The sequence below is a fragment of the Streptomyces sp. NBC_01003 genome (assembly GCF_045162695.1).
GTDB lineage: Bacteria > Actinomycetota > Actinomycetes > Streptomycetales > Streptomycetaceae > Streptomyces.
Window position 1 is genome coordinate 3,391,410 of record NZ_CP108707.1, and the last position, 14,723, is coordinate 3,406,132.

Annotated in this window: 11 protein-coding genes; 5 read left to right on the plus strand and 6 right to left on the minus strand. The window is 72.5% G+C overall.

Going from position 1 to position 14,723, the window contains the following annotated elements:
• The first annotated feature begins 16 nt into the window (after positions 1 to 16).
• Positions 17 to 784, plus strand: coding sequence for a hypothetical protein (locus tag OG698_RS15525; RefSeq protein ID WP_406111084.1), 768 nt, complete (start codon positions 17 to 19; stop codon positions 782 to 784).
• Positions 785 to 809: 25 nt separating this feature from the next.
• Here OG698_RS15525 and OG698_RS15530 read toward each other — a convergent pair whose 3' ends face one another.
• Positions 810 to 2,090 carry an AI-2E family transporter gene (locus tag OG698_RS15530; protein WP_406103565.1) on the minus strand — a complete coding sequence of 427 codons (1,281 nt, stop codon included), beginning with the start codon at positions 2,088 to 2,090 and terminating at the stop codon, positions 810 to 812.
• A gap of 59 nt (positions 2,091 to 2,149) precedes the next feature.
• On the minus strand, positions 2,150 to 2,344 hold the full coding sequence (locus OG698_RS15535; RefSeq protein WP_399981918.1) for a DUF3046 domain-containing protein: 195 nt from the start codon (positions 2,342 to 2,344) through the stop codon (positions 2,150 to 2,152).
• 79 nt (positions 2,345 to 2,423) lie between these two features.
• Here OG698_RS15535 and OG698_RS15540 point away from each other — a divergent pair, with 79 nt between their 5' ends.
• Positions 2,424 to 3,377 (plus strand): hypothetical protein, encoded by a 954-nt coding sequence (locus tag OG698_RS15540; protein ID WP_406103566.1) that lies wholly within the window; start codon positions 2,424 to 2,426, stop codon positions 3,375 to 3,377.
• 19 nt (positions 3,378 to 3,396) lie between these two features.
• Here OG698_RS15540 and OG698_RS15545 read toward each other — a convergent pair whose 3' ends face one another.
• Positions 3,397 to 4,581: a PucR family transcriptional regulator gene (locus OG698_RS15545; RefSeq protein ID WP_406103567.1), complete on the minus strand. Its 1,185-nt coding sequence runs from the start codon at positions 4,579 to 4,581 to the stop codon at positions 3,397 to 3,399.
• 164 nt (positions 4,582 to 4,745) lie between these two features.
• On the opposite strand from OG698_RS15545, the gene OG698_RS15550 reads away from it, so the two are divergent.
• Both OG698_RS15550 and OG698_RS15555 read left to right on the plus strand, forming a co-directional pair.
• Entirely contained in the window at positions 4,746 to 6,137 is a 1,392-nt protein-coding gene (locus OG698_RS15550) for an alkyl sulfatase dimerization domain-containing protein (protein WP_406103568.1), read from the plus strand.
• On the plus strand, positions 6,137 to 7,438 hold the full coding sequence (locus tag OG698_RS15555; protein WP_406103569.1) for an MFS transporter: 1,302 nt from the start codon (positions 6,137 to 6,139) through the stop codon (positions 7,436 to 7,438). Before OG698_RS15550 ends, OG698_RS15555 begins: the two co-directional genes overlap by 1 nt.
• A 48-nt stretch (positions 7,439 to 7,486) precedes the next feature.
• Here the strand turns inward: OG698_RS15555 and OG698_RS15560 are convergent, their stop codons facing one another.
• Genes OG698_RS15560 through OG698_RS15570 form a run of 3 tightly spaced genes read right to left on the minus strand, consistent with a single transcriptional unit; the run spans position 7,487 to position 9,563 of the window.
• The gene (locus OG698_RS15560) at positions 7,487 to 7,795 is read right to left on the minus strand and encodes an AzlD domain-containing protein (protein ID WP_406103570.1); all 309 of its coding nucleotides are present in this window, start codon (positions 7,793 to 7,795) and stop codon (positions 7,487 to 7,489) included.
• Entirely contained in the window at positions 7,792 to 8,565 is a 774-nt protein-coding gene (locus OG698_RS15565) for an AzlC family ABC transporter permease (protein ID WP_406111086.1), read from the minus strand. Before OG698_RS15565 ends, OG698_RS15560 begins: the two co-directional genes overlap by 4 nt.
• Positions 8,472 to 9,563, minus strand: coding sequence for an AraC family ligand binding domain-containing protein (locus OG698_RS15570; protein ID WP_406103571.1), 1,092 nt, complete (start codon positions 9,561 to 9,563; stop codon positions 8,472 to 8,474). The genes OG698_RS15565 and OG698_RS15570 overlap by 94 nt, the downstream gene beginning before the upstream one ends.
• 111 nt (positions 9,564 to 9,674) lie before the next feature.
• On the opposite strand from OG698_RS15570, the gene OG698_RS15575 reads away from it, so the two are divergent.
• Complete coding sequence (locus OG698_RS15575; RefSeq protein ID WP_406103572.1) at positions 9,675 to 14,600, plus strand: ATP-dependent helicase; 4,926 nt, start codon at positions 9,675 to 9,677, stop codon at positions 14,598 to 14,600.
• The last annotated feature ends 123 nt before the right edge of the window (positions 14,601 to 14,723 follow it).

Sequence of the window (14,723 nt, forward strand, 5' to 3'; positions counted from 1 at the left end):
CCCGACAGCCCCTGCCATGACCGGCGCGGTACGGGAGCTGTGGCGCGCCGCCCGCCCCTCCGAGCGCCTCTGCTACGCCACCGGCGCCGTACTCACCCTCTCCGGCCTCGCCCACCTGCTGGTCTTCGCGGTCGACGGAGGGCCCTGGGACGGCCCTGTCTCGTGGCGCAAGCCGGTCACGTTCGGCGTCTCCTTCGGCCTGACGCTGATCGCGCTCACCTGGGTGACGTCGTATCTGCGGATCGGCGCCCGCGCCAGGAACGTACTGCTCGTCGTGTTCGCCGCCGACTGCGTCCTGGAGGTCGGCGGGATCACCCTCCAGGCATGGCGGCGGGTGCCGTCGCATCTCAACATGGAGTCCGGCTTCAACACCGCCGTGTCCATGTCCCTCGCGGTGGGCGGCGGGATCCTGGTCGTGCTGCTCTCCGTGTTCGCGGTCGCCTCGTTCCGGCGCCGGCCGTCGGGGCCCACGGGGATGCCGCTCGCGCTGTGGTCCGGGTTCGCGATTCTGCTCGTCGCGCTGGCGTCCGGCGCCGTGATGATCGCGCGCGGGGTGATCCTGACCAAGACCGGCCACCAGGAGGCGGCCTACCACTCGACCGCTCCCCTCAAGCCGCTGCACGGCGTCAGCCTGCACGCCGTGCTCGTCCTGCCCGCGCTGGCCTGGCTGATGTCCCGTACGGCATGGAGCGAGAGGACCAGGAACGGCGTGATGCGCGGTGCGGTCGCCTGCTACGCGGCAGCCGTCGCCGCCGCCGGGATCTGGGCGGCGATCACCTACTGAGACCTAGGAGGCCCACCTGGGACGCCTACTCAGAGCCGTCGCGGGTATCGTCCGCGTCCCCTTCCGGTTCCGGCCCGGGCGCCGCTTCGCCCCTCGGATCGTCCGGCTTACGCAGGGCGGCCCGCATGCGCGCGAAGGGGGACGAACCGGATCTGGTCCGATGGCCGTGCACCCGCGGGTCGTCCGTGACGGCGTAGCGCTTCACGTACGCCCCGAGGAAGGCCTGCAGCGTCGCCACCGCGGGGATGGCGATCAGCGCGCCGACCGCGCCGAGGAGCGCCGTGCCCGCGATGACGGAGCCGAAGGCGACCGCCGGGTGGATGTCCACGGTCTTCGCGGTCAGCTTGGGCTGGAGCACATAGTTCTCGAACTGCTGGTAGACGACTACGAAGATCAGCACCCACAGCGCGTACCAGGGGTCGACCGTGAAGGCGATCAGCATCGGCAGGGCGCCCGCCAGATACGTGCCGATGGTCGGGATGAACTGGGACACGAGACCGACCCAGACGGCGAGCACGGGCGCGTAGGGCACGCCCAGGGCCTGGAGCAGGATGTAGTGCGCGATCCCGGAGATCAGTGCCATCAGGCCGCGTGAGTAGAGATAGCCGCCGGTCTTGTCGACCGCGATCTCCCAGGCGCGCAGCACCTCGGCCTGCCTGGCGGGCGGCAGCACCGAGCACAGCGCGCGCCGGAGCCGGGGGCCGTCGGCTGCGAAGTAGAACGAGAACAGCAGAATCGTCAGCAGCTGGAACAGGCCTCCGAGGACCTGCCCCGACACATCGAGGACGCCGCTCGCGCTGTTCTGCACGTACTTCTGGAGCCAGTCGGAGTGCAGCAGGCTGTCCTGGATCGCGACCCTGCTCAGTTCCGTGTGGAACGTCTGGTTGATCCAGTTGATCACCGAGTCGAGGTAGGCGGGAAAGTCCTCGACCATGCTGACGATCTGGCCCGCGAGCATCGAGCCGAGCAGGACCACGAAACCCGCGCCGGCGATCGTGACGCCCAGGAAGACGATCCCGGTGGCCAGCCCCCGGCGCATGCCGCGCCCGGCCATCCAGCTGACCGCCGGCTCCACGGCGAGCGCCAGGAAGAATGCGATCAATACGTTGATCAACAGCCCGGTGAGCTGGTGGAACGCCCAACTGCCCAACTGGAAACAGGCGATGAGGGCCAGGGCGAGCACCATGGCCCGCGGCAGCCAGCCCGGCATCCGCGCACGCGCGCTCGCGGCCCCGCCCCCGGGGGGCGTCGGGCCGGGCGGGGCGGCGTCGGCTGTCGCCTGCAAGGTCTCGTCTATGGGTGCCACGGAGCCAGTCTCGCCCACGCCACCGACAGCCGGGCACCGCCCCCGCTCGTTCGAGCAGGTCAGCGGCTCTCCGACGGAACATTCATCGTGGCGCACACCGCACGCCACACGTCCTTCGCCTCCCAGCCGGCGTCGAGCGCCTCGTGCACGGTGCGCCCACCGAGTTCCGTCATCACATGATCACGCGCGAATGTTTCGGCGTAGCCAGGACCGAAGTGATCCGCCATCCGCTGCCAGAAGACCGTCAACCGCATGCCACCAGTATCCCGCCCCTGAGAGTGCAGCCCGGCACGGAAGGCTCACCGAGAACGCTTTCCGTCCTACGGTCGGTGCATGGCCGAAAACGGAGCATCCCCACTCCCTCAGACCACCTCGGCACCCTCCCCGCTCTCCCGTGCCGAGCACTTCATCTGGATGACCGCGCGCGTGCTGGAACAGCGCCGCTTCGCCTACCACTTCCTCGGCGCGGGCCGGGCGGGCGCAGACGCCGTCGAGACCGCCCTCGCCGCCTACCGCAACGAGGACGAGGGGTACGGTCACGCCCTCGAACCCGATCTCCGCGGCCCGGTGAGCCAGCCGCTGCACACTGGGCACGCGCTGCAGGTCCTCGACTCGATCGGCCGCTGCAGCGGCCAGCGGGTGGAGCGGGTGTGCCGTTACCTGACGTCCGTGTCGACCCCCGAGGGTGCTCTCCCGGCGATCCATCCCAGCCAGCGCGGCTACCCGTGCGCGCCCTTCATGCCCGTGGTGGACGACCCGCCGAGCGAGCTGCTCGCCACGGGCCCCGTGGTCGGCCTGCTGCACCGCAACCAGGTGTGGCACGCGTGGCTGTTCCGGGCGACCGACTTCTGCTGGGCCGCGGTCGAGTCGCTGAAGAAATCCCATCCCTACGAGATCGAGGCGGCCGTGGCCTTCCTGGACGGGGCGCCCGATCGCTCGCGCGCGGAGGCGGCCGCCGACCGGCTCGGCCGGCTCGTGCGCGAGCAGCGGCTTGCGCTGCTCGATCCCGAGCGCCCGGAGGAGTACCCCGTAGCGCCCGGGTACGCGCCGGGTGAGCACCACCTTCCGCACGACTACGCGAAGACTCCGGAGTCGCTGGCGCGCGCGTGGTTCACGGACGAGGAGATGGCGCGCTCGCTGGACTTCCTCGCGGGCGAGCAGCAGGACGACGGCGGGTGGCCGATCCGCTGGCGCGAGTGGGCTCCGGCGGTCGCGCTGGAGGCGCGCCCGATGGTGACGGTCGAGGCACTGCGCACGCTGCGGGCGTACGGGCGGCCCATTGCCTGACGCGTTCGTGGGCGGCACCTCAGGAGGTGTCGGCCGCGTCCCTCAGTAGAAGCGCGGCGATGGCGAGTGCCGTCCCGCGCGGAGCCGACAGGTCGATGCCCGTCTGCTCGCCGATACGGGCGAGCCGGTTGTCGACCGTGTTGGGATGCAGGCCGAGCGCGGCGGCTGTCGCCCTGCGGTCCTGCTGGTGGGCGAGATGGGTCCGCAGGGTCTCCAGGAGTTCGGGCCGGTCGGCCACCGGGTCCAGGAGGGCCGCTATCCGGTGGCTCGTCTCGCTGGGACGGGACAGGTGGTACTCCAGGAGCACGTCGTCCAGGCGGTGCAGTCCGGCCGGAATGCCGCACGCGCGCGTGATGCGCAGGATCTCGGTCGCGGTGCGGGCCGCCGCGGTCACCTCTTCGGGTCCGGCCGCCTGCACGGCGGCCACCCGGACCTCGAACCCGCCGGCCTTGGCGAGGCGGCCGGCCAGATCGTCGGGGGCCGGGCAGTCCTTGGGCACGATGACCCGCCCGCCGTCGGCCTCCAGGAGCGCGAACACTTCCACTCCGAAGGCGTGGTCCAGGGCGGTCTGCACCCGACGCAGCCTGCGCCGCACGGCGACCCGGCCCTCGGCGGGATCCGCGTCGAGGCCGAGGGCCAGTACGAGCGCGGGCCCTTCGAGGCGGAGCTGGTCCAGGAGGACGTGCCCGGGCGGGACCATCCCGTCGAGCAGGCCGCGCACCAGGGAGCGGACCTGGGCCCGCTGCTCGGCCTCCAGGGCGGACCGCTCGTCGAGATACGTCTCGGCCACGGCCCCCACGATCCCCGGATGCGACTGCAGCAGTACGTCGACGAGTTCGACCAGCGCGCCTTCCTCCCCGGGGCCCGCAGCGTCACGCAAGGCCCGCCACAGGACGTAGACGCCGTGTGCGTGGGTGCGCAGGAGGAGGTGCAGCGGCATGCCCTCCTCGGCCCGCTGAGCGGCGCGCTCGCGGAACAGCCGGTGACTGCCGGGCTGGACCAGGTCCGGCTCGCTGACACTGCGCAGAAAGAGCCGTACGCCGTGCCGGGCGGTCGCGGCGACTTCCAAGTCCTTCACGTCATCGGGGAGTTCGGCGTATCCGGGCAGTTCCTCGAACGACTCGCGAGCCATGCGGCGGGCGAGTTCGTTGACTCTCGGTTCGCAGCGCGCGGCCAGGGAGCGGGCTTCGGGCGACAGGGCCACTGTTCCTCCATTCCCCCATGGACGTGGACCGGGCACGGCGTTTGTGACGCGTCACATTACCCACGGGTGGGACATGTGACGTGAGGCGGTGTTCGATCTCACATCGGGGGCGGAAACTCGTGGCCGGTGGCGATCGACCCCACTGCGCACAAGGAGCCGATGACATGACCGAACACAAAGAGCAGGACACCCAGCACGCCGCGTACACCGACTACATCGACCGGGTCTGGCAGGGCACCGAGACGCTGCTGCCTCATCTGACGGGCACGTACTCCGGGAGTGAACTGGTGCGCCTGCGTGACCGCGTGGGCTTCTTCCCGGCGTTCGCCAACGTGGCGGCCTTCGACACGGGCGACGGCGTGGTCCTCGTCGACTCGGGCGACTTCCGTACGGCGGGCCAACTGCACGAGGCGGTCGCCGGGTTCGGCGCGGGACCGGTGCGCTCCGTGGTGTACACGCACGGTCACGTGGACCATGTCTTCGGAGTGGCCCCCTTCGACCAGGAGGCCGACGCGAGCGGCGGACCGCGCCCCGAGGTGATCGCCCACGAGGCCGTCCCCGCGCGGTTCGACCGCTACATCAGGACGGCGGGTTACAACTCCTGGATCAATCGCAGGCAGTTCGGAGTGCCCTTTTTGGAGTGGCCCACCACGTACCGCTATCCGGACGTCGTCTACAGGGACCGTCTCACCGTGCGGCGCGGGGAGCTGACGTTCGAGCTCGTGCACGCGCGCGGGGAGACCGACGACCACACCTACGTATGGATCCCCGAACTCAGGACGCTGTGCACGGGCGACCTGTTCATCTGGAACACGCCGAACGCGGGCAACCCCCAGAAGGTGCAGCGCTATCCGGAGGACTGGGCACGCGCCCTGCGCGCGATGCAGGAGCTCGGCGCCGAACTCCTGCTGCCTGGGCACGGCGTTCCCGTCGTCGGCTCCGACCGCGTGCACCAGGCTCTCGACGACACCGCGCGCCTCCTGGAGTCGCTGTGCGAGCAGACCAGGGAGCTGATGAACGCGGGCCACCGCCTCGACTCGGTCATCCACGGGGTCAAGGCCCCGGAGGACCTGCTGGCGAAGCCGTACCTCCACCCGGCCTACGACGAGCCGGAGTTCGTCGTGCGCAACCTGTGGCGCCTGTGGGGCGGCTGGTACGACCAGAATCCTGCGCACCTCAAGCCCGCCCCGGAAGCGGACGTCGCGGCCGAGTTCGCACGGGCCGCGGGCGGGGCGTCCGCGCTGGCGCTGCGCGCCTCCGAGCTGCTCGCCGCCGGGGAGCTGCGCCTCGCCTCGCATCTGGCGGAGACGGCGGCTCTGGCAGCGCCCGCCGACCAGGAGGTGGCACGCGTGCGTGCTGACGTGTTCGCACAGCGTGCCCTCCAGGAGACGTCGACCATGGCCCGCGGTGTCTTCCACTGGGCCGCGGCCGAGTCGGCGGCCGTGGCCGCCGGCACGGACGTACAGACGGAGTTGACGCGCTCCCCGGAGGGACGCAAGCGGGCCGAAGGGGCGATCAGCGTCGGTGTGGTCGACGACGAAGACGGCTGCTGCTGATGAGCCGGGCGTGGCGCACCACGTGGCTGCTGCTCGCCTTCATGCTCGTGAACTTCGCGGACAAGGCCGTGCTCGGCCTCGCGGGCCCGGAGATCCGGGCGGACTTCGGCATCACGCGCCAGGAGTTCGGCACGGCGCAGTCGGCGTTCTTCGCGCTGTTCTCGCTGGCCGCGCTCGGGGTCTCGGCCCTGACGCGGCGTGTGCGGACGACGGCCCTTCTGCTGGTGCTCGCGCTGCTGTGGTCGGTCGCACAACTGCCGATGCTGTGGGGAGCGGCTGGGTTCGGCACACTGCTGGCCACGCGCGTGCTCCTCGGTGCGGCGGAGGGGCCCGCCTCCCCGGTCGCCATGCACCACGTCCACGGCTGGTTCCCGCAGCGTGAGCGGGCCCTGCCCACCGCGGTCCTCCTGGTCGGCGCAGCGGCGGGAGTGGCCGTCGCGTCGCCGGTGCTCACCTGGGTGATCACGCACTGGGGCTGGCGCTGGTCGTTCGGTGTCGTCGGTCTGGCGGGACTTCTGTGGGCCGTCTGCTGGCGGCTGTGGGGCACGGACGGGCCGCTGGCCCCGTCGGTCACCAAGAAGCACTCCGAGGCCGCAGAGCGGACGTCCACGACAGACACAGTGCCGTTGCGCGCCATCCTGCTCTCCGGCACGTTCCTGACCGCCGCGTTCGGCTCGTTCGCCGCCTACTGGTCGATGAGCACCATGCTGACGTGGGCACCGGACTACCTGGAGAGCGTCGTCGGCTGGGACCTGCACCAGGCGGGCACGATGGTCGGCCTGGGCGCCCTCGCCAGCGGGGCGATCATCCTCGGCCACGGCCTGATCGCCCAGCGGTCCGCCCGCAAGGGCACACCCCGGCGCCTGCCCCCAGGGGCTGGTGCGGGTCTCCTCGTCACCGTCGCGGGCTGCGCCACCGCCGTGTACGGCACGACGGACTCCCTGGCGGTCAAGGTGCCCATGATGCTCGGCCCCATGGCGCTCGCCATGGTGATGCTGACGGTGGCATCCACGGCCTGTGCCCGCATCGCTCCTCCGGCCCAACGCGGCGTCGTCCTGGGCACCTTGACCTTCGTCTACGCGCTGGGCGGCATCCTGTCGCCCCTCGTGCTCGGCGGCATGGTGGACCGCGCGAGGACGGTGTCGGCCGGTTACGAAGAGGGCTGGCTCCTCACCGCCGGGCTGCTGGTGACGGCGGGGGTGCTGGCGGCGCTCTTCTGCCGCCCGGAGACAACGGCCCGGAGACTCGGCCTACCGGAACCCGCGGCAGGGTCGGTGCCGCAGGTGACCGTGGCGCACTGAGTGTGGGTGGGTGGCAGGCACGCAAGGGGTCCACGCGCGCGTGGGGGCTCAGCCCGTGACGGCGCGCAGTCCGGCCGTCACCACGACGGCCGCCGCGACGACGACGAGGAACGGCGCGCGCAGGATCAGTGCGACCGCCGCCGCGGCCAGCCCGGCCGCCTTCGCGTCGAGGACGAGCGTGGTGCCTTCGGCGAAGGTCTGCTGGGCCGTGAGCGCGGCCAGCAGGGCCACGGGGAGCAGCGCCGCCAGTCGTCGGACCACTGGCCGTTCCAGGACACCGGCGGGCACGAGGAGGCCGATGAGCTTGACGGCGTAACAGCCGACTGCGGTCACCGCGACCGCGATCCAGATGTTCATCGGCCCTCTCCTTGTCGGCCGTTGGCCTTCTGCGAGGTCGCTTGTGAGTTCTCGTCCGGGCTCTCGTGCGAGCTCTCCCCGGTCTCTCTCCGTGCCGCCCGGCGCCCCTCTACGTAGAGCACGGCCGGTGCGGCGAGTGCGGCCACCAGGACCGGCACACCGGCCGGCAGGACGGGCAGCAGCCCGAGGCCGAGGACGACGGCGATACCGGCCACGGCCCGTTCCGTCGATGTCCTCAGCATCGGCGCGAGCAGCGCCAGGAAGACCGCTGGGCCGGCCGCGTCGAGCCCCCAGGCGTCGGTGTCGCCGATGGCCTCCGCGCCGAGCGCCCCGAGCAGGGTCGTGAGGTTCCACAGCACGTACAGGGTGAGGCCCGTGACGGTGAAGCCGATACGGGCGCTGCGGCGCGTGGGCTGGGCGAGCGAGACGGCCGTGGTCTCGTCGATGACCCAGTGCGCGGCCAACGGGCGCAGCACGCGCGGGAGGGCGAGCAGCTGGGACAGGCGCAGCCCGTAGAAGGAGTTGCGCACGCCGAGGAAGAAGGCGCCCGCCGCGGCGGTGAGTGGGTTGCCCCCGGCCGCGATCGCGCCGACGAGGGCGAACTGCGAGGCCCCGGTGAACACGAGCAGGCTGAGCGCGCAGGTCTGGAGCACGCTGAGGCCGCTGCCGGCCGAGGTCACGCCGAAGGCGAATCCGGAGAGTCCGACGGCGACGCCGACGCCGAGCGCGTCCCGGACGACAGCGGAATCGGCCTTCTCAGGCCCTGTGATCCCAGGCCCACCTGCTCCGGGCCTGCCCTCCCCGGGAGTCCTGCCTTGCCCAGGCTCGCCCGGCTCCCGTTCTGATCGGGCGCGTCCTGATCCGGTGCGTATCGCTGCGAATGTTGTCTGTTCTGCCACGCCTCCGACGGTACGAGGGAGCGCGCGGCCGGGTCTTGTACGTTCTTGCGCTCCCGCTGGTAGGCGCCGGGCGGTACGCCGACGATCCGCGTGAAGTGCCGGTTCAGGTGCGGCTGGTCCGTGAAGCCGACCGTCACGGCCGCGTCTGCCGGTGCCGTGCCGCCGTCCAGGAGGCGGCGGGCGGCCCGCACGCGCGCGTCGGTGAGCCAGGTGTGCGGCGGCATGCCGTACGCGTCCCTGAAGGCGCGCAGCAGAGCGAACGGGCTGGTGCCGAGTTCGGTGGCGAGGGTCTCCAGGGACGGCGGCTCGGCCATCCGCTCGACGAGCACGGCACGCGCGCGTGCCGCGATCGAGGCGCCGGCGGACCGCATGGGGCGCGCAGTCATGGGCTGCCCGTGATCGCGCAGCAGCCGCGCGACCACGATGCGCAGCAGGCTGTCGGCGGCGAGCGCGTTGCCCTCCTCGGCGGCGCGGTGCACCTCACTGATGAGGTGAGCCGCCTGCGGGTCACTCACGATCGGCTCGGCGAACGCCGCGGTCCCTCGGACCGCCATGGTCTCGCCCGCGATCTCGGCTATGACATCGGCCGACGGGTAGAGCGTGTGGTAGGCCCACCCTTCGGGTTCCCCCGCCCGCGCAGTGTGCGCCACCTCGGGGTTGATCATGACGACGGTGCCGGGGCCCGCGTGCACCGTGCCCGTCGGCAGGCCCACGTCCTCGACCCCGCTGTTGACCGCACCGAAGACGTACCCGTCGTGGCTGTGACGGGGGAAGGTGTGGCGGACGTAGCGCGCCCGCAGCAGATCGAGGCCCGGCAGCTGTTCGTAGCGCCAGTGCCTGGCCCATTCCTTCGTTCCCGAACCTGCCATGTGTTCCATTCTGCGCCACGACCGGGCCGCTCCGCCCCGCCGCCGAGGTCAGGATGCGGAGCGTTTGCGCAGGTCCGGGCCATTGTCAGTGGGGAGGTGCACGATGGGTGCATGGTCAGGTCCGCACGCAGCCCGCTCGACGGTTTCTCCCCCGCGACCCGCAGTTGGTTCACGGGGGCGTTCTCCGCGCCCACGTCCGCGCAGGCCGGGGCGTGGCAGGCCATCGGCGAGGGCTCGGACGTGCTGGTCGTCGCGCCGACGGGTTCCGGCAAGACGCTGGCCGCGTTCCTGGCCGCCCTGGACCAGCTGGCGTCGACGCCACCGCCGGCCGACCCGAAGAAGCGCTGCCGCGTCCTGTACGTCTCCCCGCTCAAAGCCCTCGCGGTCGACGTGGAGCGCAATCTGCGCAGCCCGCTCACCGGTATCCGGCAGGAGTCGGTGCGCCTCGGGCTGCCCGAGCCCGAGGTGAAGGTCGGTATCCGCTCCGGGGACACTCCCCCGGCCGAGCGCCGCGCCCTGTCGACCCGGCCCCCGGACATTCTGATCACGACCCCCGAGTCGCTGTTCCTGATGCTCACGTCCGCCGCGCGTGACGCGCTGACGGGCATCGAGACGGTGATTCTCGACGAGGTGCACGCGGTCGCGGGCACCAAGCGCGGCGCCCATCTCGCGCTGTCCCTGGAGCGCCTCGACGAGCTGCTGCCCCGGCCCGCCCGCCGGATCGGACTGTCGGCGACGGTCCGCCCTGTCGACGAGGTGGCGCGCTATCTGTCGCCCCAGCGCAAGGTGGAGATCGTCCAGCCGCGCTCGGGCAAGGAGTTCGACCTCTCGGTGGTCGTCCCCGTGGAGGACCTGGGCGAGCTCGGCGGCTCTCCCGTCGCCGACTCCGACCAGGGCGCGGAGCGGCCGTCGATCTGGCCGCATGTCGAGGAGCGCATCGCCGACCTGGTCCAGTCGCATCGCTCGACGATCGTCTTCGCCAACTCCCGCCGCCTGGCCGAGCGCTTGTGCAACCGGCTGAACGAGATCGCGTACGAGCGGGCGACGGGCGAGGCGCTCCCCGAGGACCACACACCGGCCGAGCTGATGGGCGGCTCGGGCGCGGCGAACGGAGCGCCGGCGGTCATCGCCCGCGCCCACCACGGATCGGTCTCCAAGGAGCAGCGCGCCCTCGTCGAGGAGGACCTCAAGGCGGGCCGGCTGCCCGCCGTGGTGGCCACGTCCAGCCTTGAGCTGGGTATCGACATGGGCGCGGTGGACCTCGTCGTCCAGGTGGAGTCCCCGCCCTCCGTGGCCTCCGGCCTCCAGCGCGTGGGCCGCGCGGGACACCAGGTGGGCGCGGTCTCCACGGGCGTGGTCTTCCCGAAGTACCGGGGCGACCTCGTCCAGGCGGCGGTGGTGACCGAGCGGATGCGCACGGGCTCCATCGAGTCCCTTCGTGTCCCCGCCAACCCCCTGGACGTGCTGGCGCAGCAGCTGGTCGCGATCACGGCCCTCGACACGTGGCAGGTGGACGACCTGCTCGCGCTCGTCCGCCGTGCGGCCCCCTTCGCATCGCTTCCGGAGTCCGCGTTCACCGGCGTTCTCGACATGCTCGCGGGCCGCTATCCCTCCGACGCGTTCGCCGAGCTGCGTCCACGCGTGGTGTGGGACCGCATCGCCGGCACGGTCTCCGGACGCCCCGGTGCCCAGCGCCTGGCCGTCACCTCCGGGGGCACGATTCCGGACCGCGGCCTCTTCGGGGTGTTCCTCGCCGGATCCGACCCCAAGAAGGGCGGCGGGCGGGTAGGTGAGCTCGACGAGGAGATGGTCTACGAGTCACGGGTGGGCGACGTGTTCACCCTCGGTACGAGTTCCTGGCGCATCGAGGACATCACGCGCGACCGCGTGCTGGTCTCTCCCGCGCCCGGCGTCCCGGGCAGGCTCCCGTTCTGGAAGGGCGACCAGCTCGGCCGCCCGCTCGAACTGGGGCGCGCGGTGGGCGCGTTCCTGCGCGAGGTCGGCTCCCTGTCCACGGAGGACGCGCGGCTCCGGCTCCTCGCGGCGGGCCTCGACGCGTGGGCCGCCGACAATGTGCTGGCCTATCTGTCCGAGCAGCGCGAGGCCTGCGGCCACATCCCGGACGACCGGACCATCGTGGTCGAGCGGTTCCGTGACGAGCTGGGCGACTGGCGGGTCGTCGTGCACTCCCCCTTCGGCGCGCAGGTGCACGCCCCCTGGGCGCTCGCTCTCGGCGCCAGGCTCGGCGAGAAGTACGGCATGGACGCCCAGGTCATGCACGCCGACGACGGCATCGTGCTGCGCCTTCCCGACGCCGACCTCATGAGCCTCGACCTCCTGGACCAGGAGCCCTCGAAGGCCGGTTCGGAGTACGACGCCGACCAGGCGCCCCTCGGGGCCGCCGACGTCGCCTTCGACAAGGGCGACGTCAGCCAGATCGTCACCGACCAGGTCGGCGGCTCGGCCCTGTTCGCGGCCCGCTTCCGCGAGTGCGCGGCCCGCGCCCTGCTGTTGCCCCGCCGCAACCCCGGCAAGCGCACCCCCCTGTGGCAGCAGCGCCAGCGCGCCTCCCAACTCCTCCAGGTGGCCAGCGAGTTCGGCTCGTTCCCGATCGTCCTCGAAGCCGTACGGGAGTGTCTCCAGGACGTCTTCGACGTGCCCGGCCTCGCGGAGTTGATGGGTGACATCGAGTCCCGCAAGGTCCGCCTCGTCGAGGTCACCACCCCGGAGGCCTCCCCATTCGCCCGCTCCCTCCTGTTCGGCTACGTCGCCCAGTTCCTGTACGAGGGCGACTCCCCGCTCGCCGAGCGGCGCGCCGCCGCCCTCTCGCTGGACTCGCGGCTGCTCGCCGAACTGCTCGGGCAGGCCGAGCTGCGCGAGCTCCTCGACGCGGACGTGCTCGCCGAGCTGGAACAGGAGCTCCGGTGGCTCACCGACGACCGCCGCATCAGGGACGTCGAGGGCGTCGCGGACCTGTTGCGCGTCCTCGGGCCGCTCACGGACGCCGAGTTGGCCGATCGGGGCGCCGAGCCGGGGTGGGCCCCGGAGCTGGCGTCCGCCCGCCGCGCCATCCGAGTCCGTATCGCGGGAGCCGACCACTGGGCGGCGATCGAGGACGCGGGCCGGCTGCGGGACGCGCTCGGCACCGCGCTGCCCGTGGGCGTACCCGAGGCCTTCACGGAGCCCGTCAAGGATCCCCTGGGCGACCTTCTCGCCCGGTACGCGCGCACGCACGGCCCGTTCACCTCGGCCGCGGCCGCCACCCGCTTCGGCCTCGGCGCGGCGGTCACGGACGGCGCGCTGCAACGCCTGGCGGCGAACGGGCGGGTGGTCCAAGGCGAGTTCCACCCGGCCGGCATCGGCCAGGAGTGGTGCGACGCGACGGTGCTCCGGCGGCTGCGCAGGCGTTCGCTCGCGGCCCTGCGGCACGAGCTGGAGCCGGTCCCGCCCGCCGCCCTCGCCCAGTTCCTGCCCCAGTGGCAGCACTTGGGCGGGCACGGACTGCGCGGTGTCGACGGTCTGGTGCGCGCGATCGAGCAGTTGCAGGGCGCGTCCGTGCCGGCGTCCGCCCTGGAGAAGCTCGTCCTGCCGTCCCGGGTCTCGGGCTACACGCCCGCGATGCTCGACGAACTCACGGCGTCGGGCGAGGTCGTGTGGGCGGGCGCGGGCTCCCTGCCCGGCAAGGACGGCTGGGTCTCCCTGTACCTGGCCGACACGGCACCTCTACTGCTCCCCGCGCCGCACCCCCTGGAGCTCACCGCCCTCCACCAGTCCGTCCTGGACACGCTCTCCGGTGGCTACGGCCTGTTCTTCCGCCAGATCGCCGACCAGATCCGCGCGACGACGCACCCCGACGCCACCGATCCTCAACTGGCGGACGCACTCTGGGACCTGGCCTGGTCAGGGCGGCTCACGAACGACACGCTGGCCCCGATGCGCTCGCTCCTCGGGTCGGGCCGCACCGCGGGATCCACGGCCCATCGCGCCCGCCGCGCGATCCCGCGCGGGCGCTACGGGGGCCTCACCGCCGCCGCGCGGACCGCCTCCCGCTCGGGCCCGCCGACCGTCGCGGGCCGCTGGTCACTGCTGCCCACAGTGGACCCCGACCCGACAGTGCGCGCCCACGCCCTGGCCCGCACGCTCCTCGACCGGCACGGTGTGGTGACCCGGGGCGCCGTCGCTGCGGAGGGCGTGGAGGGCGGATTCTCCGCGGTGTACCGCATCCTGTCCGCCTTCGAGGAGAGCGGCCAGGCCCGGCGGGGGTACGTCGTCGAGGGCCTCGGCGCCGCGCAGTTCGCGATGGACGGGGCGGTGGACCGCCTGCGCGCGGCCGCGAACGCACGCGACCGCGGGGATGCCCCGCCCGACCCCTACGCCGGTCCGCCCGGCGCGCCCACGCCCCCCACGACCGACCCGTCGGCCATCTGGGACCCGTCGTGGTCCACCGCCACCGGACCGCACACCATCCCGGACTTCCCCCCGGATTTTCCCCCCGGCTTCTCCCCGGACGCCGTCCCGGACTTTCCCCCGGACTTCGCGGAACACAACGCCTGGCACGCACCCGGCCGCCCAGGCCCCGGCCCTGCACCCGGCCCCGATCGCACCCCGCGCCGCCGAAGAGCCGCGTCCAGAGCCGTCGTTCTCGCCGCCGCAGACCCGGCGAACGCCTATGGCGCTGCCCTGACCTGGCCCGACTCTCCCACCGGCGCCGGACACAAGCCGGGCCGCAAGGCGGGCTCCCTGGTCGTGCTCGTCGACGGCGAGCTGACCCTCTACATGGAGCGCGGCGGCAAGACCCTGCTGGCCTGGCCGGCGTCCGAAGGCGACGCCGGCGCGCTCTCCGCGGCCGAGGTCTCCGAGGACGCCCGGCTGCCCGCCGCCGCGGAGGCGCTGGCCGACGCCGCCAGAGCGGGTTCCCTCGGCACGATCACCGTGGAACGGATCAACGGCTCCGCCGCTCTGACCTCACCGTTCTCGCCCCTCCTGGAATCAGCCGGCTTCCACGCAACCCCGCGAGGCCTACGCCTGCGCGCATAGGCCCGGCCCCGCACGGAACACGCCCATCCGAACCCCCACGACGCCACCCCAAACCCTCACCGGCCCACCGCTCCGCCGATGCCTACCCACCGCTGCCCCACGCCGACGACCCCACCGCTGCCA